This is a genomic window from Alicyclobacillus contaminans DSM 17975 (assembly GCF_000429525.1).
In the GTDB taxonomy this organism is placed as follows: Bacteria; Bacillota; Bacilli; order Alicyclobacillales; family Alicyclobacillaceae; genus Alicyclobacillus_A; species Alicyclobacillus_A contaminans.
Map to the genome: position 1 here is coordinate 20,400 of NZ_AUCA01000009.1, position 22,062 is coordinate 42,461.

Here is a 22,062-nt window from a genome sequence, read left to right on the forward strand (position 1 = left end):
CATCTTCGCATCAGAAGTTCGCCATCGCAGCGCCGAGGAGGGTTACGCCGCCGCCAAGCCATGACCAGGCGGAGACCTGCTCATGCAGCAGAAGGATGCCGAACACCACGGCCCAGACGGGGAGCAGGTTGATGTACGGGGCGGCACGGCCAGCCCCCACGCGTTTGACGCCGACCGTCCATGCCAGATAGGCCAGGACGGAGGCGAAGGTGCTCACGTACGCAACGGATACCCAGGCCCATGCGGTCATGTGAATCTGGTTCGCATGAATCGTTCCGATACAGGCGAGGGCGCTGAACAACGTACCGTACACTGCCGCTCCTGCCGTCATTAGCAATGAGTCCAGCGCCTTTCCGTACCGCTTGCCAAGGACGGTGTACAACCCCCACGCGATACAGGACAGCAGAATTTCCAGGTCGCCCAGCAAAGAGCCGCGTGGGCTTCCCCCATGCTTGCCCTGCACCAGCAGGATGACGCCCGCGATGGACACCAATGCGCCCATCCAGGCTCGTCCTTTGACAGGCTCCTTCAGCAGCAGCTGCGAGAATGCCAGAATCGCAATGGGAATCCCGGATGAAATCATACCGGCGCGGGAGGCGCTGATATTCTGCAGTCCGAGGTACGTCAACGTGGAGAAGGCGAAAACCCCCAGGAAACCGAGCAAGGCGAACGGCTTCCAGCACCGCATCAGTGGAATGCGCTGTTTGCGAAGCAAGAGAATGATGATGAACAGCACACTCGAGATGGCCCAGCGGACGGTGTTCAACAAGACAGGGGGCAGCGCGGTGCCGAGAAATCGGCCGCAGATGTAGTTGCCTCCCCACAGCATGGTGGCCAAAATCAGAAGTCCAATTCCCCGTCGCACAAGGCCATCATTCCTTTTTTTCAGATTGCGATCCGCGCGATGGCGGGGGCGAAGCCCCCACCACCTTCACGCCTTCCGACTCATTCCGCGCCCAACTCGCGGTTGAAGAAGGCCAGTACTCGGGCGAACGCATCGCGCGCGGCGCGCGGATGATAAGAAGCGCGCGTATCGTTGAAAAACGCGTGGTGCGCGCCTTTGTACACGTGGTACTCGAACGATTTTCCGGCTCGTTTCATGTTCTCCGCAAAGCCGGGGACCGCGTCGGTGATGCGCGGATCGAGCTCGCCGTAGAAGCCCATCACCGGGCATTGAATCCGCTCAATGGCCTCTGGCTGCGGTGCGTTGCCATAGAAAATGGCGGCTGCGGAAAGCGCCGGATCTTCGCAGGCCAACAGTCCCGACAGCGCACCTCCCATGCAGAATCCGACGGAGCCCACGGGCTGTCCCTTGGAGCCTTCATAGGTATCGCGCAGATGGCCGGAGGTCGCTTTGACCTGGTCGATGTACAGGTCCATCTTCAGCCCGCCGAACAGGGCGCCGAACGTCTCACGGATCTCCGATTGACGGGGTTGCGGCAGCTTCGCCAGGGCGGCGTTTCGCTCCTCTTCACTGTGCCAGGCGGTGGGCGGAACACTGTCGAGGAACGTTTTCACAGCGGCAATCCTGTCTGCCCGGAGCGCTTCCGGCCGCTGCCCGTCCTTGGCATACAGATCTGGCGCCAGCGCGACATACCCCGCCTGCGCAAAGCGCCGCGTGATGTCCTGGATGTGTTCGTCCACGCCCCAGATCTCCTGAATCACCACCACCGCCGGCAGCGGTTCGCGCGTACCCTCCGGAGCGGCCAGATATCCGAGGTACTGGTTGTCCGAACCGTATCGAATCCAACCTGTCTTCAAGCCCATCTTCATTCCTCCTCCATGGCGTCGCAGCCGCAGATGTCACTGCAGCAGCAGGTTTCCTTTCCGCACCGTGGACACATGGTCAAAACCTCCTTCGCATTGCCGCATCCCCACAGGAAATCCATCCTTCGAGAGCCGAACCGGTTTCATTATAAACCACCGGGCGGCAGTGAATCTTTTTCGTGCATGCCGCGCCAAAGTTTGATATGGTATAAAAATATAAATATACACAAAGGATTTTCGCGCATTCGCCGCTTCAGCGCGGTGCTGTGTAAACGTATAGAAACCTTGGTTCGGGTTGTCCTGCGACGACAGGCACAATGGAGGTGCAGCGGTGCAGAACGTAACGGAAGCACGGCGCGCGGGTCAGGCACAGGTGCCGCTGTGCGGGACCATGCGCGTAGCGGAGAATGGACATCTGTGGATTGGCGGCTGTGACACTGTGGAATTGGCGAAATTGTACGGCACGCCGCTGTTTGTCTACGACGAGGCGTTGATCCGCAGTCAAATTCAAACCTTTCATCGGACGCTGCAAGATCTCGGTGTGCGTTATGAAATTTCCTATGCCACCAAGGCGTTCTGCACCGTCGCGATGTGCCAACTGGCACACCAGGAGGGATTGACGCTCGACGTCGTCTCGGGCGGCGAACTGTACACCGCGCGGCGGGCCGGTGTCCCTGCCGGCGCCATCCGCTTCCACGGCAACAACAAAACCCCAGCGGAACTGGAATACGCCATTACTGAGGGGGTTGGCGTGTTCATCGTGGACAACTTTCACGAAATCCGTCTCCTGAATGGGTTGGCCGAGCGCCATGGGCGAAGGGTGGACGTGCTGCTGCGGATTGCCCCCGGCGTCGAGGCGCACACCCACGACTACATTGCCACAGGACAGCAGGACAGCAAGTTCGGATTTGACTGGCAGAGCGGGCAGGCGGCGGAGGCCATGCGGGCTGTGCAGCAAGCCTCAGCCTTGACGTGCATCGGGCTGCACTGCCATATCGGATCGCAAATTTTCGATCCGGAGGGACACGCGGCAGCCGCTGACCGGATGATCACACTCTACGCCGAGGGGGTTCGGCTCGGCCTGCCATTCCGCGTACTGAACCTGGGCGGTGGTTTTGGCATCCGGTACACGGAGGAGGACACCCCGGCCCCCATCGCCAGCTATCTGGAGCTGATGGTGGCGGCGGTGCGCGCCGGTATGGAGCGGTTTGGCTTGCCGCTTCCGGAGCTTTGGATTGAACCGGGACGCAGCATCGTGGGCGCTGCAGGGGTCACGCTGTACACGGTGGGCAGCCAAAAGGTGGTTCCGGACGTGCGGAGTTTCCTGGCGGTGGACGGCGGAATGACGGACAATCCCCGATTGGCGCTGTATGGCGCCGAGTACCGGGCGGCGTACGCCAATCGCATGGTGGACGCGGCGGACGGCGCCTGGACGGTCGCCGGCAAGTGTTGCGAAAGCGGGGACATCGTGATTCGCGATGCTGCGCTGCCGACGCCGCAGGCGGGGGATTTGCTCGCCGTATTCGCCACCGGTGCCTACAATTACTCGATGGTGAGCCACTACAACCGGATTCCTCATCCGGCGGTGGTGTTTGTCCGGGATGGGCGGGCGAAGCTGGTGGTGCAACGGGAAACGTGGGCGGATGTGGCGCGGTTTGATCTGCCTTTGGAGGATTGATCGTCGAGGGGCTGCACCCAGGTTCGAGAATCTGGTGTTGGTGCGCGTAAATCGAGGCGGGCTGTCGTTGGGGACAGCCCGCCTTCGCGCAGGTGGGAGTTCGTCGCTCAGCAGGTGGGGGGGCCGTTCAGAATCAAAAAGCCCGCTTCGTCTTCGGCGTCCAGCCACTCAATGGTGATATCCTCCAGCAGATGCGCAATCTGCTTGGCGTATACCAGGGACACCCCGTGCACCTCCACCTGTACATCTGACCGAAAGCGGAGTGTCGTCCATTCGATGGACAGTCCAGCGCCACCACAGGCCGGCGTGAATACAATGCGCGCCACTTCATCCGGCGCTTCCACCTGATGTTGAAGGAACTGCTGGCGCGCGCGATCTGTGATGGCCATCATGGGCAATCCCTCCGGCGTCCAATGTTACGTTCATTGTATCATACGGGACATATCGGCTTCGGCCTGACCCGCGTGCCTGCCGCGATTTCGTCGGTGGTCGGTGCTATAATACATAGTGGTTGTGGCAAACAAGTGTATCTATCGCAATCTATGCAAGCCATTCCATGGTCCCCCGGAGGGCAGGGCAAGTCGTTGAAAGCGGCACCACAGTGGAGAGGAGATGGCCAGAACATGACCCCGATACAGGAGAGCCTGTTGCAGCTCATCACGGAAACTTCGACCAATTTGCCGCCGGATGTTCGGCGGGCCATCAAACGCGCGCAGATTCAGGAAGAACTCGGATCGCGCGCGGCGTTGGCCCTCAACACCATCGTTGACAACATCGTCTCCGCAGAGGAAGACGTGCAGCCCATCTGTCAGGACACGGGCATGCCGACGTTTTATGTCAAGTGTCCCGTGGGGTACAACCAACTGCAGTTGGAGCGGGACATTCGCACCGCGGTGGAAGAAGCCACCCGGCGCGGTGTGCTTCGGCCGAACTCGGTCGATCCGCTCACCGGCAAAAACTCCGGCAACAACCTGGGCCCCGGCACGCCGGTGATTCACTTCCACCAATGGGAGCGAGATGACGTGGACATCCGCCTCATCCTCAAGGGAGGCGGATGCGAGAACAAGAACATCCAGTACGCGCTGCCGACGGAACTGCCTGGACTGGGCCGGGCCGGACGCGATCTCGACGGCATCCGCAAGTGCATTCTGCACGCGGTGTACCAGGCGCAGGGCCAGGGATGCAGCGCGGGATTCATCGGCGTCGGGATTGGCGGAGATCGGACGACGGGCTACGAGTTGGCGAAACAACAGCTGTTCCGTCCGGTCGACGACACGAATCCGAACGAGACCCTGGCGGCGTTGGAGCAGTACATTCTGGAGAAAGCCAATCAGTTGGAGATTGGCACCATGGGCTTCGGCGGCAAGGTGACGCTGCTCGGCTGCAAGATTGGCGTCATGAACCGCATCCCCGCGAGCTTCTACGTATCCGTGGCCTACAATTGCTGGGCTTTCCGGCGCCTCGGCATTGTGGTGGACGCGAACACCGGCGAGATCAAGCAGTGGCTGTACCGCGACCATGAGGAGCGGTTGGAGCGGCCGACGGGCGGCTTCGACATGAGCCGGGCCGTGGTGCTTCAGGCGCCGATTTCGGAAGAGCAAATTCGCCAATTGAAAGTGGGCGACGTGGTGGTCATTCGCGGGGAGATTCACACGGGCCGCGACGAACTGCACAAGTATCTGATGAAGCACGATGCACCGGTCAATCTGCAGGGCGGCATCATTTATCACTGCGGACCGGTGATGCTCAAGGACGACGAGGGCAACTGGCAGGTCAAAGCGGCGGGTCCAACCACCAGTTCTCGGGAAGAGCCTTATCAGGCGGACATCATCGAGAAGTTCGGAATCCGCGCGGTGATTGGCAAAGGCGGCATGGGACCGAAAACGTTGGCCGGTCTGCAGAAGTCAGGCGCGGTGTATCTGAACGCCATCGGCGGCGCGGCACAGTACTATGCGCGCTGCGTGAAGAAGGTGAACGGCGTTGACCTGTTGGACGAGTTCGGCGTGCCGGAAGCGATGTGGCACCTCGAGGTGGACAACTTTGCGGCGATTGTGACGATGGACGCCCACGGCAACAGCCTGCACAAGGATGTCGCGGACGAATCCATGGTCAAGCTGGAAGACCTGAAGGAACCGGTGTTCGCCTGAACGGACGTACACATCCGTCGGGGGTTCGACGGAAATGCAAACAGCCGCCTGGCTTCAGCCGATGCTGGAGCGGGCGGCTATTTGTTGTCATTTTGGGCCTTCGCCGGACTTCACCAGTGGACGTACTGCCCGAACAACGCCACGGCGACGACCACCACAATCAGGGCGATGAACACCATGGAATACGTTCCGTTGGGACGCGGATCCTGTTTTTCGGTCACGCGGCAATCCTCCATCTCTGCGCAATTGGGGATAGTGTCTGCGAAGGCGCAAAAACCATGCGTCGCCGGGATTCAGTCGTGCCGAGACCGTGTGCCGCGAACCTTGGTCAGGAGACTGCGCACCACTTCCAGGTACGGTCGAAAGTCGGACCTGCGGACGAGCCACACGGTGTGCCCCGGCTGACCGGTGGAGTAGCGAAACCACCACACGTAGGTGATGAACGACACGAGCGAAGACAGGGTCGTTGCCACCGCAACCGTCACCAGTGGCGGACAGACGTGCCAGAGCGCCCAGATGAGCAGTCCGTTCACCCCAATGTAGAAAACATTCATCACGACCGCCCGGAAGGGTTGGCCAAGGGAGTTGGTGAAGTATTGCATGATGACGGATCCTCCCGCTCTCAGTACATAACCGGGCAGCAGGATGAGAAATGGGACAATGGCTCCGTAGTACTTCGGGCCGAAGGCGAGCACCAACAGCCAGGGGAACGTCACCATCATGACGGCGGCCGCGAGCGAAGACGACAGCAGGGTCTGCCGGGTGGACGACTGCGTCACGGCGATGGCGTCCTCCCTGGATCCCCCCGTCATTCGCGCGAACACCAACTGGATGATGGACCCGGACAGGTTGTTCAGGACCTCCGCCATGACCAGGGCGATGCCGTACACGCTGAGGATGTCTTTGTTCGAGGCCAGGCACCAGTATCCCACGTTTCGGGCGATATTGCTGGTACCCTGGGCTGCGGCGGACCATCCGCCGTAGTTCAATGTCCCTGCCAATTCGCGCAGCGACACGCGCCAGCGCAGGATGCCCGCGTGGCGAAGATGCCGGTAGGTGATAATCATGGTGAGGCCGACGGCCACCGCAAAGCTGACAATCCAGAGATTGTACGTCCAACTCAGCTTTGCAGCTTCGGACAGATGTCTGTCCAGCCAAAGCGGGATGTAGAGCAAGAGGAACAAGAGCGGCTGGGCCAGGTTCATGCGGTTGAGCCAGGATTGTTCATCCATCGCGTTCAAAATCCGCGAACCGTATCCGTAGATGAACGTGAATCCCATCGCCAGCAGCGCAAAGAACCAGATGCGGGAGATGTGCGCGACCGGCAGTGGCACAACAAACAGCAGGGCGGCGGCCAGCCAGGTGAGCGCGCTGACGGTGTACACCAAAAAATTGCCTGCCTGTACCACCGCCACGGTCTCCTGCGGCCGCTTCCGGAGCGCGAACGCGTAGTAATTCATGAATCCTCCGAAGATGGTGTTCCCCGTTTGTTGATAAGATCCGGCCAATTGAAATTCGCCGCGGTCCGGCCGATTCAATCCGTGCGCCACAATGGCGCTGCTGACGAAGAGAATCAGGGAATTGACCGCTTTATAAAGAAACGTGAAAAACAACAGTTTTCGACGAGACGCAGGCATACTTCATTCAACTCCAGTGTGAGCATCTGAGGGAAAGGCTGCCCGGATTGCGCGCGAACGCATTCCGAAAAGAACCGCGCCATCCTCGGATGGACGGCGCATCCTTTGTAACTATGTCGAATCCGAATTGGGTCCGTCAAGTGGAATTCATCGTTTCCGATTCGCCGGAAGAGACCCTCGGTCCGCACACACTTCATGGAATTGGGGCAGTGTGGTAAAATCCAGGCAATTACGGAGGCGGAAATGGGACAGATGCCGCTCGAAACGACGCCACGGGCGGATGAAGGAGGCAATCGTGGGTGCGTGTTGTCGAACTGATTGAGAAAAAGCGAGCTGGGAAGGCTCTGACCGCATCGGAGATTCACAATCTGATTGCGGCCTATACAGAAGGGAACGTTCCGGACTATCAGATGAGTGCTTTCGCCATGGCTGTCTGTTGGCGGGGGATGACCGCCGCTGAAACGGCCGCGTTGACGGAGGCCATGGCGAAATCAGGCCAGCAGTTGGACCTGTCGGCGATTCCCGGCGTGAAGGTGGACAAGCACAGCACCGGCGGCGTGGGGGACAAGACGACCTTGGTGCTCGGCCCGCTGGTGGCCGCAGTCGGCGTGCCGGTGGCCAAAATGTCGGGCCGCGGTCTCGGCCATACCGGAGGAACCATTGACAAGCTGGAGTCCATTCCCGGCTTTCGAGCCGACCTGTCGATGGAGGATTTTCTCGAACAGGTGCGGCGGATTGGCATCGCTGTGGCTGGCCAGACGCACGACCTCGCGCCGGCGGACAAAGCGTTGTACGCGCTGCGGGATGTCACCGGAACGGTATCGTCCATTCCGCTCATTGCCAGTTCCATCATGAGCAAGAAGCTGGCGAGCGGCGCGGACGCCATCGTGCTGGATGTCAAGGTGGGCGAAGGGGCTTTCATGAAAAGTCGGCTGGAAGCGCGACACCTGGCGGAAACCATGGTCCGCATCGGACAGGCGGCGGGCCGGCGCACGGTGGCGCTGCTGACCGCCATGGATCAACCGCTCGGCCAGGCGGTGGGAAACGCGCTGGAAGTGCGGGAGGCCATTGCCACGCTGAAAGGCGCAGGGCCTCGGGACCTTCGGGAACTGTGTCTGGCGCTCGGCAGTCACATGGTGGTGTCGGCCGGGCGGGCGGACGATGAACGGGCGGCGCGTTCCCTGCTGGAGCAGGCCTTGGCGAGCGGTGCCGCACTGGCGAAATTCAAAGAGTTCGTGGCCGCGCAGGGAGGTAATCCGGCGGTGGCGGAGGAACCCGACCTGCTGCCGACAGCGCCGGTAATCCACCGGGTGACGGCGCCAAGGGGCGGCGTGATTCGCCGGATCCACGCGGAGGCGGTGGGCCTCGTGGCGATGCGCCTGGGCGCGGGCCGCGCCAAACGGGACGACGTCATCGATCCGGCCGTTGGCATTGTGCTGACGCGAAAGGCGGGCGAACCCGTGAAACCGGGAGAGCCGATTGCGGAAATTCACGCGCAGACCGCCGCGGCGGCCGCGGCGGCGGAACAAGAACTGTTGGCGGCTGTGGAGATTTTCGATGGTGCGGCTTTTGAAGATGCGCTCATCTTGGATGTGGTCAAACCAGGGGGGGCAGGCCAGGACGAGCATGCGGCGCAAGCTTTGGTGACCGCCGCGCGCGAGGCGATGGCAGGGGCGTACGTGCCGTACTCGCAGTTCGCCGTCGGTGCGGCGCTTCGGCTGGATACCGGCGAGGTGGTCGTCGGCGCCAATGTGGAGAACGCGTCCTACGGCTTGACCAACTGCGCGGAACGCACCGCAATCTTCAAATATGTCACATCCGGTGCGCGGGCGCGCGGTGAGCGCGTGGTCGAGGTGGCCGTGGTCGCGGACAGCGAGGGTCCGGTGGCACCGTGCGGCGCCTGTCGGCAGGTGTTGGCGGAGTTCTGCGCCGCCGATACGCCGGTGCACCTCGCGAATCTGAATGGGCAGATCCGCCGCACGACCGTGGGGGAACTCTTGCCCTGCGCGTTCGACGCGGGGCAAATGAACGTGGATAGAACGACGGGCATGGGGATTCGCGAATGAGCGTATCTTGTACACAGAAGGCAACAGCCAATAGGAGGATTCGAAGATGAGACTAGGATATGGAATCCGTTCAGCGCAGAGTCAGCAGGTGTCGCAGGGCGGAGGGCTGCCGTCTCGTCAGGACATTGCGGCGGAGTTTCAGTGGCGGCTCGAAGATATGTACGCTTCCAACGAGGCGTGGCAACAGGATGTGGATGCGGTCGGGGGCTTGGCCGCATCCTTGCAGGAACTGCAGGGCAAAGTGGGAGAGTCCGCTGAAAATCTGCATCGGGCCCTGTCTCTGCAGGACCAATTGGAGGAGCGTTTATCGAAGATTTACGCATACGCGCGAATGCGCCGCGACGAAGACAATACCAATGCGACTTATCAGGCCATGGCCGACCAGGCCATGTCACTCTGGGTGCAGACGGAGAGCGCGAAAGCGTTCCTCGTCCCGGAGATCTTGCAGATTCCGAATGAACGCATCCACGCGTTTCTGGACGCACACGAGCCGCTTCAGTTGTTTCGGTTTGAACTGGAGGAACTGCTGCGCCAGAAGCCGCATGTGTTGTCTGCGGAGCAGGAGGCATTGCTGGCGGCGGCTGGCGAGATGGCGAGCGCGCCGCAACAGATTTTTACGATGTTCAACAATGCGGACATGAAGTTTCCGACCATTCAGGACGAGTCGGGGCGAGACGTGGAACTGACCCACGGGCGCTACATTCAGTTTTTGGAGAGTAAAGTCCAGTCTGTGCGCAAAGCCGCCTTTGACGCCATGTACAGCACGTACGGGAAACACCGGAACACGCTGGCGGCCATTTACGCCGCGAGCGTCAAGAAGGATGTCTTTTACGCGCGCGTCAGAAACTACGAATCGGCGCTGCAGGCATCGCTGGATGACGACAATGTTCCGGTGTCGGTGTACGACAACCTGCTGAAGGCGGTTCACGAATCCCTGCCGCAGCTGCACAAGTACCTCGAACTGCGCAAGCGCGCACTCGGATTGGATGCGCTGCACATGTACGATTTGTACACCCCGATGGTTGGAGACGTGGACATGACGATGGATTATCCGCAGGCGGTGGAGGTGGTCCAGCGCGCCATCGCGCCGCTCGGTGCGGAATATCAGCGGATTGCCAGCGAAGGACTGCAGAGCGGCTGGGTGGATGTGTACGAGACCAAGGGCAAGACCAGCGGTGCATACTCGTGGGGGGCGTATGGCGTTCATCCGTACATTCTGTTGAACTATCAGGGGCGGCTGGACGACGTGTTCACACTGGCTCACGAGCTTGGGCACGCCATGCACACGTATCTGTCCAATCAACATCAACCGCACGTCTACGCGTCCTACACCATTTTCGTTGCGGAGGTGGCGTCCACCTGCAACGAGGCGCTGCTCACGCATCACCTGCTGCAGACAACGGACAACCAGCGCATACGGGCCTATCTGCTGAACCACCACCTGGAAAGCATCCGCGCCACCCTGTTCCGGCAAACGATGTTTGCTGAGTTTGAAAAACTGACGCACGAGCATGTCGAGGCGGGCGGATCGCTCACACCGGAGTGGCTGTGCGAGACGTATTATCATCTGAATCAGCAGTACTACGGGGCCGTCTGCACGGTGGACGAGGATATCGCCATGGAGTGGGCGAGAATCCCTCACTTCTACACGCCGTTTTACGTTTACAAATACGCCACGGGAATTTCTGCGGCGACCGCGCTGTCGCAGCGGATTTTGACGGAAGGGCAGTCGGCGGTGGAACAGTACCTCGGATTCTTGAAGAGCGGGCGCAGCGACTACCCCATCGCACTGCTGAAGAGAGCCGGCGTCGACATGGAGTCTCCCGAGCCGGTTCGAACGACGCTCGAGTTGTTCGGAACCATGGTCGACGAACTGGCGGGCCTGCTGTCGTAACCACCCGTCCGGTCAACAGAGGGGAGGAAAACCGTGTCAGGTGTGGCCTGGGTCCGCAAGGCGGTGATGGGGGTGTCGGTGGGCGTTGGCGTGGTCGGCCTGGCACTGGCCATCGCCTATCGCATGGCGCACCACTCCATCCCGTTGTGGGATGAAACCGTGACGGTCTACGGTTTGATATTCTCTATGTTTCTCGGCTTCGATGTCTTGGCCAGAGAACTGGGACGCGCTCGGATGTCCAACGGCAGGCGGCCTCTCGTCGTTCGTTCAGATGCAGCGCTCACGGCGCCGGGGCGTCCGGTTGTGCGCCTGGTTCGAGCCACCGATGCAACGAGGGCGTCGTCCCTGGCAACTCTGGTGGAGGCATGCCTGGCGGAAGTATCCGCATTGGAAGGGCGGCCCCCGTTGCCGGAGGCCATCGTGCACTGGCTCGGGCAACCACTGGACCAATGGGTGGCGCAGGATGGTGCGCACCCGTTCCTGGTGATGGCGGACGGGACAGCGGTCGGCTGTCTTTTGGTGAGCGCCGAGGAAGGGAGTTACCGCATTGCGCTCGTCTATGTCAAACCCGGATATCGCCGTCGTGGCATCGCCTCCGCGGCCATGGCGCAGACCGAAACGTGGATTGCCCTGTTGGCGCCGGAAGTGCTGCTTTGCGCCGACACCACTTCCGCCAATGCCCGCGCCATTCGGTTCTGGCAATCCTGTGGATTTCAGTGGGAAGCGGCTGCGACGCCTCGGCACCCGATGTTGGTGAAGCGGGTGGGTGGCGCGCCGATGGGCTCTTAATACAGGGCGACACCCGCTTTCCCCCGGCCCTCGGCCGACGCGTTTCTGCGGAACGGTGTGCCGTCCGGTGCCTCGTTGGATTATTCGCGCAGCATGGGGGCCATCGGAGGCCGCTGTGCGTGATGGGACGTGGCCTCGTGCAGGGTGTCGAACAGGGCGGGGCCCGCCTCGCGCAACGGCGTCATCCCGCATTCGGTCACGCCGCCGGGAACACACACCTTTGTGATGATATCCTGGATCGTCACGCCGCTTTGTAACAACTGTGCGAGGCCAACGACGGTGGACGTCAGCAGGTGTTCCGCCTGAACTCGGGTTAGACGGCCGGTGCGCTCTGCCGCTTCAGCCCAAAGCTGCAGCAGATATGCGATGAACGCCGGTCCGCAGCTGGTCAGATCACTCGCCACGCGCAGTTGATCTTCGGCAACCACAAAAGGCGTTGCGATGCGCCGAAATACGTGGTCCAAGAATACTTGTTGATCCGGTGTCAGAGATGGGCCGTGGGAGACGAGCAGGATGCCGCTGCGCACCGATTGCACAATGCTGGGGATGACCTTGGCCACGCCCGCGTCGGTGCAGGATTCGAGTTGGCTGCACGGCAGGGTGCTGATGGTCGGTACGAGATACTGACGGCAGGACAGGCGGGGGCCGATGTCCTCCAAAATGGAAATTCCCTCTCCGGACTTGGTACATAAAAACACCACATCCACCGCGTCGGCCACGGCGGCTTCGTTCGGCAAGACGTAGATGCGTTGCCATGCGTCCGCCAGGGCATGCGCCTTGCCAATGGTGCGGTTGTACACGTATACTTCCGTGTCCGGGCATTCTGCGAACGCTTTGGCCAACATTCCGCCAATGTTTCCAGTGCCAATGACACCAATGCGCATAATTTTCCCTCCAAATCGGTCGAACATAGACCTCACCTATCTCGCGCCAGTCGGCTCCTCCTTTTTGCTCTCACTCCCGCAGCGCCGGTCAATGCTTACTGTATGTGTATTCAAGGGCGCTAGATTTGCGCACCGAAAACGAACTTCCACCCCGAGGCGAAAGTTTTCTCCGGACGCTGCATACTGTGGAAAGGAGGTATCGAGCAGGAAATATGCCAACGACATCGAAATTACGAAATGTGTTAAGAAAATGATGTAATTTGATGACACTGATGTGAACCGAGGGGACACCGATGTGGCTTGGGTTTTCACTGCAGCAGGAACAATCCCAGAAATTGTTGATGACGGCGCAGATGCAGCAGGCGATTGCCGTCCTGCAGTGCTCCGCGTTGGAGCTCATCCCCTTTGTGCAGGCTTGCGCGGCAGACAATCCGTGTTTAGAGGTGGAGTGGCCCGAGGAAGCGGACGGATGGCTGCAATTTGCCGAGCAATGGGACCGGTGGTCCAGGTTCGCGCCCGGCGGCTCAACGCTGGCTCGGTTGGGAGACGAATGGGATGGCTGGTTGGAGCAGGTCTGCGTGGCGGAAACCACGCTCTACGATGAACTGGCTTTGCAACTGAAGACCATGCGGCTGCCGGAGGCGGTGTTGCAACTGGCACTCCACCTCATCGGAAGTCTGGATGAAAGCGGTTACCTAAGGGAGTCGGACAGTGAACTGGCGCGGCTGTTTTGCGCGACCGAGGATGTGGTGGCGGCGGCCGTGGCGGCGGTCCAATCGTGTTATCCGCGCGGGATTGGCGCAAGAACGCTGCAGGAATGCCTGCTGTTGCAGCTCGATGATGTTCCGGTCGGGGACAGAGCTCTGGTGGAGGCCATTCTGCGGAACCACCTGGAGGATGTGGCGGCCGGACGGTTTTCGCAAATGGCGAAACGCCTGAAATGCGGACCGACAGACATTCAGCGCGCGCTGGACGCCATCCGAAAGCTGCAGCCCCGGCCCGGTATGCCGTACGGCGGGCGTCCCGCAGGACGAGTGGTCCCTGACGTCATGGTGGAGGCGGGAGCGGATGGCTACTTTGTGCACACCAACGACGGAGTGGAGCCCGTTCTGCGGATTCACACGTATCGGCTCAACACGCCGGACGCCGACGGGGAGGTCAAGCGGTATCTGCGGACCAAGGTTCGGCAAGCCGTTTGGATTGCGCGGTGTGTGGAACAGCGTCGGCGCACCATCCTGGCGATTGCCGAGGCCATTGTGCGACTGCAGCCGGAGTTTTTCCGCGAGGGCCGCGCGGGGATGCGCCCGTTGACCATGCGGCAGGTTGCGGGTGTCGTCGGGGTCCATGAATCCACCGTCAGTCGGGCCATCCGCGGTAAATATATGGCCACGCCGCAGGGCATGATGGAAATGAAACAGTTTTTCTCGGCCGAACTGGGGACGGATTCGCATGAAGGCGGAACGTCCGCCACTGCGGCAAAAGTCGCCATTCGTCGGCTGATACAACAGGAGGATGGGCAAAAGCCGCTGTCGGATGAAGCCATCGCCCGGGCGCTCGCCGAACAGGGCATTCATATCTCTCGGCGGACCGTGGCCAAGTATCGGGATGAGTTGCGAATTCCGGCAGCGCTGCAGCGGCGCCGCTTTGGTTGACTCCGCGGCGGATGCTCCGCTGCGGCGCGGGTGCGCGCCGCAGCGCTCCAGCACGGCCCGAAGGTGTAAAAATTTTGGCAGCCGCGCGCCGTCCGCCGTTGCTTTGGATTTCCACTTGGCGTACAATGGGCAGTGATCGGTAATTCTTTTTTTGTGGTGCCAGCGGGACAGAATTGTATCCGTCGGGACGAAATAAGTCCCGAACGCCATGCGTCGATTGCGTGCTGCCGTAGGGCATGACTGGAAAGGAGGTGCGCGGTGAACGAAATTGACCTCGCGGTGGTGCGGAGAATCGTTCCTGAATTGATTGAGACGCTTCAGGAACGGGCTTGGATGATGCATCGGATTCGCTTGTTGCAGCCGATTGGGCGGCGCGCGCTCGCGGCCGAATTGAACACCACGGAGCGGGTTCTGCGGGCGGAGGTGGACTTTCTCCGTCAGCAGGGGTTGATTGTGAGCGCACCGTCAGGCATGTCTTTGACAGAAGAAGGGGACGCTCTGCTTGATGAATTGGACGACGTGTTGGCCACCATCGAAGGCCGATCCGAACTCTCCACCCGGCTCTCTCGGGCGCTGGGCATTCACAGGGTGTACATCGTGCCGGGCGACAGCGATGAGGAGAACTGGGTCAAGGACACCCTCGGGTATCAGGCCGCCATTCAGTTGCGCGAGCTGCTGCGCACTGCGGATGTCCTGGCTGTGACCGGCGGCACGACAATGGCTGCTGTGGCGCGCATGATGCCAAAGAAGGGCGTGGACCTGCCCATCAAGGTGGTGCCGGCCCGCGGGGGACTCGGAGAATCGGTGTATGCGCAGGCCAACGTGATTGCCGCTGAACTGGCGGAGCGCCTCGGTGGGACATCGGTAATGCTGCACGTGCCGGATCGGCTCGGATCGGAGACGTTAGACCTCCTGATGCAGGAACCTCAAGTTCAACAGCGGCTCCAAGAGGTTCGCGAGGCGACAGTGGTGGTGCATGGCATCGGCGATGCGATTCAGATGGCGGAGCGGCGGCAGCTGTCCGCGGCGGAAATCGAATTGTTGCGGGAACGAGACGCGGTGGCGGAGGCGTTCGGATACTACTTCAACCGCACGGGACAGATTGTGTACACCATGACCACGGTGGGGCTGCGGTTGGATGATTTGGCCGACATGCGGCTGGTCATGGGCGTGGCCGGCGGCAAGTCCAAAGCGGCGGCGATTGCCGCAGCCGCCAAGGCGTACAAAATGGACGTTCTCGTCACCGACGAGGGCGCGGCGAAGGAAATTCTACACCTTCATGGAGGGGTTCAAGATGACAACGAAAATCGGGATTAACGGCTTTGGGCGCATCGGGCGCAACGTGTTTCGGGCTGCGCTGAAGCGCAACGACCTCGAGGTGGTCGCGGTCAACGACCTGACCGACGCAGCTACGCTGGCGATGCTGTTGGAGTACGACTCGGTGCACGGGCACCTGGATGCGGACATTCGCGCGGAGGAAGGCTGCATCATTGTCAACGGCCGCCGGGTGCAGGTGTTGGCGGAACGTGATCCGGCAAATCTCCCGTGGGGCAAACTGGGCGTCGACATTGTGGTTGAGTCCACGGGCCGCTTCACCGATAAGGAAAAGGCGGTTGCACACATCACCAGCGGCGGCGCGAAGAAAGTGATCATCTCGGCGCCGGCGAAGAACGAGGACATCACCATTGTGATGGGCGTCAATGAGACGGCGTATCAACCCGACCAGCACCACGTGCTGTCCAATGCATCCTGCACGACCAACTGCCTGGCGCCGGTGGCGAAGGTGTTGGATGAGCAGTTTGGCATTGTGCGCGGTCTGATGACCACGGTTCACTCCTACACCAACGACCAGCAGATTCTCGACCTCCCGCACAAGGATCTCCGTCGCGCCCGCGCGGCTGCCCTGTCCATCATTCCCACGAGCACCGGTGCGGCCCGCGCAGTGGGATTGGTGCTGCCGCACCTGAAGGGCAAGTTGAACGGCATGGCGATGCGCGTGCCGACGCCGAACGTCTCCGTGGTGGATTTGACGGCGGAATTGAAGCAATCGGTCACCGTCGAGCAGGTCAACGAAGCGTTGAAGAAGGCGGCGGAGTCGAGCCTCAAGGGCATTCTGGCGTACTGCGACAAGCCGCTGGTGTCGAAAGACTTCAACGGCGACGCGCACTCTTCGATTGTCGACGCGCTGTCCACCATGGTTGTGGAAGGCAACATGGTCAAGGTGGTTGCCTGGTATGACAACGAATGGGGTTACTCCAGTCGCGTGCTCGACCTGGCTGCGTTCGTTGCGAGCAAGCTGACGGTCAACGCACACTGACAATTTACAGGGACTGATTTCGTCCCGGTTGTGTTACAATGCATTTCGGCGGGGAGAATGAATGGGCTCATTCTCCCTTTTTCAGGGCCGGATTGTGGAAGGGGGATGGCGATGGACAAGAAGACGATTCGCGACGTGGCGTGGCAGGGGCAACGGGCGTTGGTTCGTGTGGACTTCAACGTGCCAATGCAGGACGGTGCCATCACGGATGATACCCGCATGCGCGCAGCGCTGCCGACCATTACATATCTCTTGGACAACGGTGCGAAAGTGGTGTTGATGAGCCACCTTGGACGTCCGAAGGGGGAGCGAACCCTCAAGTATTCTCTGGCGCCGGTGGCGGAACACCTGCGGACGCTGCTGCCCGGACGCGAGGTCCGGTTTGCCGAGGACTGCATCGGGGCACCCGCCCAAACGGTGGTGTCCGACCTTCCGTCGGGAGCCGTGGCAGTGCTGGAAAACCTGCGTTTTCACCCGGAAGAGGAACAGAACGATCCGCATTTCGCCGAGCAGCTCAGCGCGCTTGGCGATGTGTATGTGAACGACGCCTTCGGGGCGGCGCACCGCGCTCACGCCTCCACCGCAGGCGTGGCGAAGTATCTGCCAGCGGTGGCGGGTTTTCTGATGGAAAAGGAAATTGACGTGATGGGGCGCGCGCTGGAGTCGCCCGAACGGCCGTTTGTGGCCATCATCGGCGGCGCCAAGGTATCGGACAAGATTCAGGTCATGGAAAACCTGCTGCCGAAGGTGGATGCGCTCCTGATTGGGGGCGGTATGGCCAACACGTTCCTCGCCGTGCAGGGGTATGAACTGGGCACCTCGCTGGTCGAGGAATCGGCCAAGGAATTGGCGAAACGGCTGCTGTCCGGATCGTACGCCAGCAAGCTGAAACTCCCGACCGACGTGGTGGCGGCCACGGCATTTGCGAAGGACGCGGAGCACGACGTGTACCCTGTGTCGGCCATTCCAGCGGACCGCATGGCGCTGGACATCGGGCCTGAGACGGTGAAACAGTACCAGTCCCTGATTCGCGGCGCGAACACGGTCATTTGGAACGGCCCCATGGGCGTGTTCGAGATGGCCCCCTTTGCGAAGGGGACGTTTGCCATTGCGGAAGCCATGGCGGAAGTGGCAGGCACGACCATCGTCGGGGGCGGCGACTCCGTTGCGGCGGTGGAGCAGTCGGGATTGGCGCAGAAAATGACGCATGTCTCCACCGGCGGCGGTGCATCGTTGGAGTTCCTCGAGGGCAAACCGCTGCCCGGTGTGACCGCGTTGCAGGATCGCGCGTGAGAACGGCGGCCTCGGTGGGAGGCGCAGATTGGCAACCACCTTGGACGGACAGGGGGTAGAACAGTGGCACGGCGCAAGATGTTGGTTGGAAACTGGAAAATGTACAAGACGGTGGCGGAAGCCCGTGCGTTTGCGGAAGCCCTTGGCAGGCTCTCCGGGCGGCTCTCGGATGACCTGGAGTACGCCATTTGCCCGCCGGTCACCGCATTGCAGACGCTGCGCGTGGTGATGCCGACGAAAGTCGCGCTGGGCGCCCAGAACGTATATTTCGAACCGCAGGGCGCGTTCACCGGGGAAGTGTCCACGGATATGGTCAAAGAGCTCGGCGCGCGCTACGTGATTGTGGGGCACTCTGAGCGGAGGACGCTGTTCTGCGAAACCGACGACCTGGTGCAGAAGAAAGTGCAGGCCGTCGTGGCCGCCGGCATGGTTCCCATTCTCTGCGTGGGCGAGAACCTCGTGGAGCGGGACGCGGGAGAGACACTGCCGGTCGTTCGCCGACAGACCGAGCGCGGATTGGCTGGACTCAGCGGAGCCGCCGTGGCGCAAACGGTGGTGGCGTACGAGCCGGTGTGGGCCATCGGCAGCGGTCGAACCCCATCCGCAGAGGACGCGGAAGTGGTCATCGCGGCCATTCGCGGTGTGATTGCGGAACAGCACGGATTGGAAGCTGCGGAGGCGGTTCGCATTCTCTACGGCGGCAGCGTGAAGCCCAACAACATTGCGGGCTTTTGCGGTCAGCCGAATATTGATGGCGCACTGGTCGGCGGCGCCAGCCTCGAGGCAGAATCGTTCGTGGCGATGGCGGAAGCCATGGCTGGAGGTGACAACGCATGAGCGGCAACGCAGAAAGCAGTGCATTTGAACGGAGGTCCATTCCGTCCGGCAGCGGGCCGGTGGCGCTCATCATTCTGGACGGCTTTGGGCTGCGCGACGACACGTATGGCAACGCCGTGGCCCAGGCGCACAAGCCGAACTTCGACGCGCTGTGGGCCAAGTATCCCCACGCCACGCTGAAAGCCAGCGAAGAGGCGGTGGGCCTGCCGAAGGGACAGTTCGGCAATTCGGAGGTCGGGCACTCGAACATTGGCGCGGGGCGCATCCTGTATCAGGACCTGACGCGGATTAACCTGGCCATTGAAAACGGCGACTTCTATCAAAATCCCGTTCTGAAGCGGGCCATGGAGCACGTGAAAGCCAACGGTACGCGCCTGCACCTGGCCGGACTCGTTTCGGAAGGGGGCGTGCACAGTCACATAGACCATCTCCTGGCGCTGTTGCGCATGGCCGCCCGGACAGAGGTGAAAGAGGTCTTCGTGCACGCGTTCATGGATGGACGGGACGTGCCTCCCACCAGCGGTGTGCAAGACCTGCAGAAGGTGCTGAACACCATGCGCGAGCTGGGCGTGGGCCAGGTGGCTTCGGTCCAAGGACGGTATTACGCGATGGACCGGGACAACCGCTGGGAACGGACGGAGAAGGCCTACCGGGCCATGGTGTACGGAGATGGTCCCACGAGCACAGATCCCATTCAGGTGCTCAAAGACAGCTATGCGAAGGATGTGACGGATGAGTTCATCGTCCCCACCACCATCGTTGGGACGGATGGCCAGCCGGTGGGCCTGGTGCAGGATGGCGATGCCATCATTCTGTTCAACTTCCGCCCGGACCGAGCCATCCAGATCTCTCGCGTGTTCACCAACGAGGCGTTCGACGGCTTTGACCGGGGGCCGAAGTTTCCGCACGTCCACTACGTGTGCATGACCAAGTTCAGCGACGCGGTCCACGGCGATATCGCGTACCCGCCGACCAGCCTGGACAATACGCTCGGCGAGGTGCTGGCCGCACACGGCTTGGCGCAGTTGCGGATTGCGGAAACGGAGAAGTACCCGCACGTCACGTTCTTCTTCTCGGGCGGCAGGGAAGAGCCGTTTCCCGGAGAACAGCGCGTGTTGATCCCGTCGCCGAAGGTGGCGACCTACGATTTGAAGCCTGAGATGAGCGCCTACGAGGTGGCTGACGCGGCCGTGGAAAAAATTTCGAGTGGCGCGGTGGATGTGATCATCCTCAACTTTGCAAATCCGGACATGGTCGGCCATACCGGCGACCTGCAGGCCGCCATCCGCGCCGTGGAGGCCGTGGATGAGTGCCTCGGCAAGGTGGTCGCGGCTGTCCATGAACGAAACGGGGTTTGCTTGGTCACGGCGGATCACGGCAACGCGGATATCATGATTTATCCGGACACGAACGAACCCTGCACGACCCATACGCTCAGCCGCGTGCCGCTGATTGTGACGCGCGAGCAATGCGCGGTCAAAGACGGCATATTGGCCGATTTGGCCCCAACCATGCTGGCGCTGCTCGGCGTGCCGCAACCGCCGGAGATGACGGGGCAGTCACTGGTTGAGTGCAAGTAAGCGACCATGTCGCTTCGCTTGGCAGCCCCGCCGCCGGCTTGAACGGCTGGCTGGGGCAGCGGGTGATTCCCAATCCATACACGTCCATCCCAAAGGAGGTCCCATCATGTCTGAAATCTTTGATGTCCATGCGAGAGAAGTCCTCGATTCCCGCGGGAATCCGACCGTTGAAGTGGAAGTGCAGCTGGAATCCGGTGCCGTCGGTCGCGCCATCGTCCCTTCCGGTGCGTCCACCGGCGCGCATGAAGCGGTGGAGCTGCGCGACAACGACAAAAGCCGCTACCTCGGCAAAGGCGTGCGTCAGGCGGTTCAAAACGTGATTGAAACCATCGGCCCCGAACTGATTGGCGAAGAGGCCCAGGATCAGGTGGAAATTGACCAGAAGTTGATTGCGCTCGACGGTACGCCGAACAAAGGCAAGTTGGGCGCCAACGCGATTCTCGGCGTCTCGATGGCGGTGGCCAAGGCTGCGGCGGCGGAGTTGGAGATTCCGCTGTACCGTTACCTTGGTGGCTTCAACGCTCGCATGCTGCCGGTGCCGATGATGAACATTTTGAACGGCGGAAAGCACGCCGACAACACGGTGGATATCCAGGAATTCATGGTGGTTCCGCACGGCGCACCCACCTTCAAAGAGGCGCTGCGGATGGGCGCCGAGGTGTTTCACAGCCTGAAGTCGGTGCTGAAGAAGCGCAATCTGGCTACCACCGTCGGCGATGAAGGGGGCTTCGCACCTAACCTGAAGACCAACGAAGATGCGATTGCCATCATTGTGCAGGCGATTGAAGAAGCGGGTTACACCCCGGGGGCTCAGGTTTCCATCGCGCTGGACGTGGCGTCCACCGAACTGTATCAGAACGGAGTGTACGTGTTCGAAGGCGAAGGGGTTACCCGAAGTGCGGATGACCTCATTAAGTACTACGAAACGCTGCGCGAAAAATATCCGATTGTCTCCATTGAGGACGGTCTTGCGGAGGACGACTGGGAAGGGTGGCAGGCCCTCACTCGGGCCCTCGGGAGCCGGTTGCAGTTGGTCGGCGACGACCTGTTCGTCACCAACACCGAACGCCTCACCCAGGGCATCCAGCGCGGCGTGGCCAACGCGATCTTGGTCAAGGTCAACCAGATTGGCACGCTCACCGAGACGTTTGCCGGCGTGGAAATGGCGAAGACGGCGCGCTACAACTCCATCATCTCCCATCGGTCCGGAGAGACGGAGGACGTGACCATTGCGGACATCGCGGTGGCGACGAACGCCGGGCAAATCAAGACCGGGGCGCCGAGCCGGACGGATCGGGTGGCCAAGTACAACCAGCTGCTGCGGATTGAGGAAGAATTGGGCACGGCGGCGGTCTACGCCGGACAGGTGCTGTTCCAGTCCAAGTGATTCATTCGGCGGTTTGCTACGGGCTGTGCGTTTGCGCAGCCCGTATTCCATTGGTTAGAGATTGCAGGCCGACGTTTGTCGGACGGGAAGATTCGTGCTAGACTTTGGACGTGATATGTCTGTGCGGCTTGCCT

The 22,062-nt window shown here is 61.2% G+C and carries 17 protein-coding genes and 1 pseudogene; 13 read left to right on the forward strand and 5 right to left on the reverse strand.

Annotated elements, in window-relative coordinates; translation table 11 throughout:
• Nucleotides 1-10: 10 nt before the first annotated feature.
• Together G463_RS0105285 and G463_RS0105290 are read right to left on the reverse strand one after the other, a co-directional pair.
• Nucleotides 11-865, reverse strand: coding sequence for a DMT family transporter (locus G463_RS0105285; RefSeq protein WP_026974330.1), 855 nt, complete (start codon nt 863-865; stop codon nt 11-13).
• An 80-nt stretch (nt 866-945) separates the two neighbouring features.
• Nucleotides 946-1,767 carry a dienelactone hydrolase family protein gene (locus tag G463_RS0105290; RefSeq protein ID WP_026974331.1) on the reverse strand — a complete coding sequence of 274 codons (822 nt, stop codon included), beginning with the start codon at nt 1,765-1,767 and terminating at the stop codon, nt 946-948.
• Nucleotides 1,768-2,140: 373 nt separating this feature from the next.
• Here G463_RS0105290 and lysA point away from each other — a divergent pair, with 373 nt between their 5' ends.
• Nucleotides 2,141-3,445 (forward strand): diaminopimelate decarboxylase, encoded by a 1,305-nt coding sequence (gene lysA / locus G463_RS0105300; RefSeq protein WP_026974332.1) that lies wholly within the window; start codon nt 2,141-2,143, stop codon nt 3,443-3,445.
• Nucleotides 3,446-3,552: 107 nt separating this feature from the next.
• On the opposite strand, the gene G463_RS0105305 is transcribed toward lysA, so the two are convergent.
• Complete coding sequence (locus G463_RS0105305; protein ID WP_026974333.1) at nt 3,553-3,837, reverse strand: hypothetical protein; 285 nt, start codon at nt 3,835-3,837, stop codon at nt 3,553-3,555.
• Nucleotides 3,838-4,068: 231 nt separating this feature from the next.
• On the opposite strand from G463_RS0105305, the gene G463_RS0105310 reads away from it, so the two are divergent.
• Nucleotides 4,069-5,592 carry a fumarate hydratase gene (locus G463_RS0105310; RefSeq protein ID WP_026974334.1) on the forward strand — a complete coding sequence of 508 codons (1,524 nt, stop codon included), beginning with the start codon at nt 4,069-4,071 and terminating at the stop codon, nt 5,590-5,592.
• Nucleotides 5,593-5,885: 293 nt separating this feature from the next.
• Here G463_RS0105310 and G463_RS0105320 read toward each other — a convergent pair whose 3' ends face one another.
• Nucleotides 5,886-7,229, reverse strand: a complete 1,344-nt coding sequence (locus G463_RS0105320; protein ID WP_026974335.1) for a lipopolysaccharide biosynthesis protein — start codon at nt 7,227-7,229, stop codon at nt 5,886-5,888.
• A gap of 299 nt (nt 7,230-7,528) precedes the next feature.
• Between G463_RS0105320 and G463_RS18950 the strand changes: the two are divergent.
• From G463_RS18950 to G463_RS0105335, 4 genes and pseudogenes are all read left to right on the forward strand, one after another.
• Nucleotides 7,529-8,827, forward strand: a pseudogene (locus G463_RS18950) (pyrimidine-nucleoside phosphorylase); the annotation flags it as partial.
• Nucleotides 8,822-9,295 carry a cytidine deaminase gene (locus G463_RS23460; protein ID WP_281171062.1) on the forward strand — a complete coding sequence of 158 codons (474 nt, stop codon included), beginning with the start codon at nt 8,822-8,824 and terminating at the stop codon, nt 9,293-9,295. The pseudogene G463_RS18950 and the gene G463_RS23460, both read left to right, overlap by 6 nt.
• A gap of 46 nt (nt 9,296-9,341) precedes the next feature.
• Nucleotides 9,342-11,189, forward strand: coding sequence for an oligoendopeptidase F (gene pepF, locus G463_RS0105330; RefSeq protein ID WP_051321963.1), 1,848 nt, complete (start codon nt 9,342-9,344; stop codon nt 11,187-11,189).
• Between the two features lie 33 nt (nt 11,190-11,222).
• On the forward strand, nt 11,223-11,978 hold the full coding sequence (locus G463_RS0105335; RefSeq protein WP_026974337.1) for a GNAT family N-acetyltransferase: 756 nt from the start codon (nt 11,223-11,225) through the stop codon (nt 11,976-11,978).
• 80 nt (nt 11,979-12,058) lie between these two features.
• Here G463_RS0105335 and G463_RS0105340 read toward each other — a convergent pair whose 3' ends face one another.
• Entirely contained in the window at nt 12,059-12,862 is an 804-nt protein-coding gene (locus G463_RS0105340) for a pyrroline-5-carboxylate reductase dimerization domain-containing protein (protein WP_026974338.1), read from the reverse strand.
• 293 nt (nt 12,863-13,155) lie between these two features.
• On the opposite strand from G463_RS0105340, the gene rpoN reads away from it, so the two are divergent.
• From rpoN to eno, 7 genes are all read left to right on the forward strand, one after another.
• Nucleotides 13,156-14,514 (forward strand): RNA polymerase factor sigma-54, encoded by a 1,359-nt coding sequence (gene rpoN, locus G463_RS0105345; RefSeq protein ID WP_026974339.1) that lies wholly within the window; start codon nt 13,156-13,158, stop codon nt 14,512-14,514.
• 258 nt (nt 14,515-14,772) lie between these two features.
• A complete protein-coding gene (locus tag G463_RS18955; protein ID WP_051321965.1) occupies nt 14,773-15,831 on the forward strand; it encodes a sugar-binding transcriptional regulator in 1,059 nt (352 codons plus the stop codon).
• Nucleotides 15,809-16,831 carry a type I glyceraldehyde-3-phosphate dehydrogenase gene (gap, locus tag G463_RS0105355; protein ID WP_026974340.1) on the forward strand — a complete coding sequence of 341 codons (1,023 nt, stop codon included), beginning with the start codon at nt 15,809-15,811 and terminating at the stop codon, nt 16,829-16,831. Before G463_RS18955 ends, gap begins: the two co-directional genes overlap by 23 nt.
• Nucleotides 16,832-16,942: 111 nt before the next feature.
• Complete coding sequence (locus G463_RS0105360; RefSeq protein ID WP_026974341.1) at nt 16,943-18,124, forward strand: phosphoglycerate kinase; 1,182 nt, start codon at nt 16,943-16,945, stop codon at nt 18,122-18,124.
• 63 nt (nt 18,125-18,187) lie between these two features.
• Nucleotides 18,188-18,961, forward strand: a complete 774-nt coding sequence (gene tpiA, locus G463_RS0105365) for a triose-phosphate isomerase (protein WP_026974342.1) — start codon at nt 18,188-18,190, stop codon at nt 18,959-18,961.
• Nucleotides 18,958-20,541: a 2,3-bisphosphoglycerate-independent phosphoglycerate mutase gene (gpmI, locus tag G463_RS0105370; RefSeq protein ID WP_051321966.1), complete on the forward strand. Its 1,584-nt coding sequence runs from the start codon at nt 18,958-18,960 to the stop codon at nt 20,539-20,541. The genes tpiA and gpmI overlap by 4 nt, the downstream gene beginning before the upstream one ends.
• 106 nt (nt 20,542-20,647) lie before the next feature.
• Nucleotides 20,648-21,928: a phosphopyruvate hydratase gene (gene eno / locus G463_RS0105375; protein WP_026974344.1), complete on the forward strand. Its 1,281-nt coding sequence runs from the start codon at nt 20,648-20,650 to the stop codon at nt 21,926-21,928.
• The last annotated feature ends 134 nt before the right edge of the window (nt 21,929-22,062 follow it).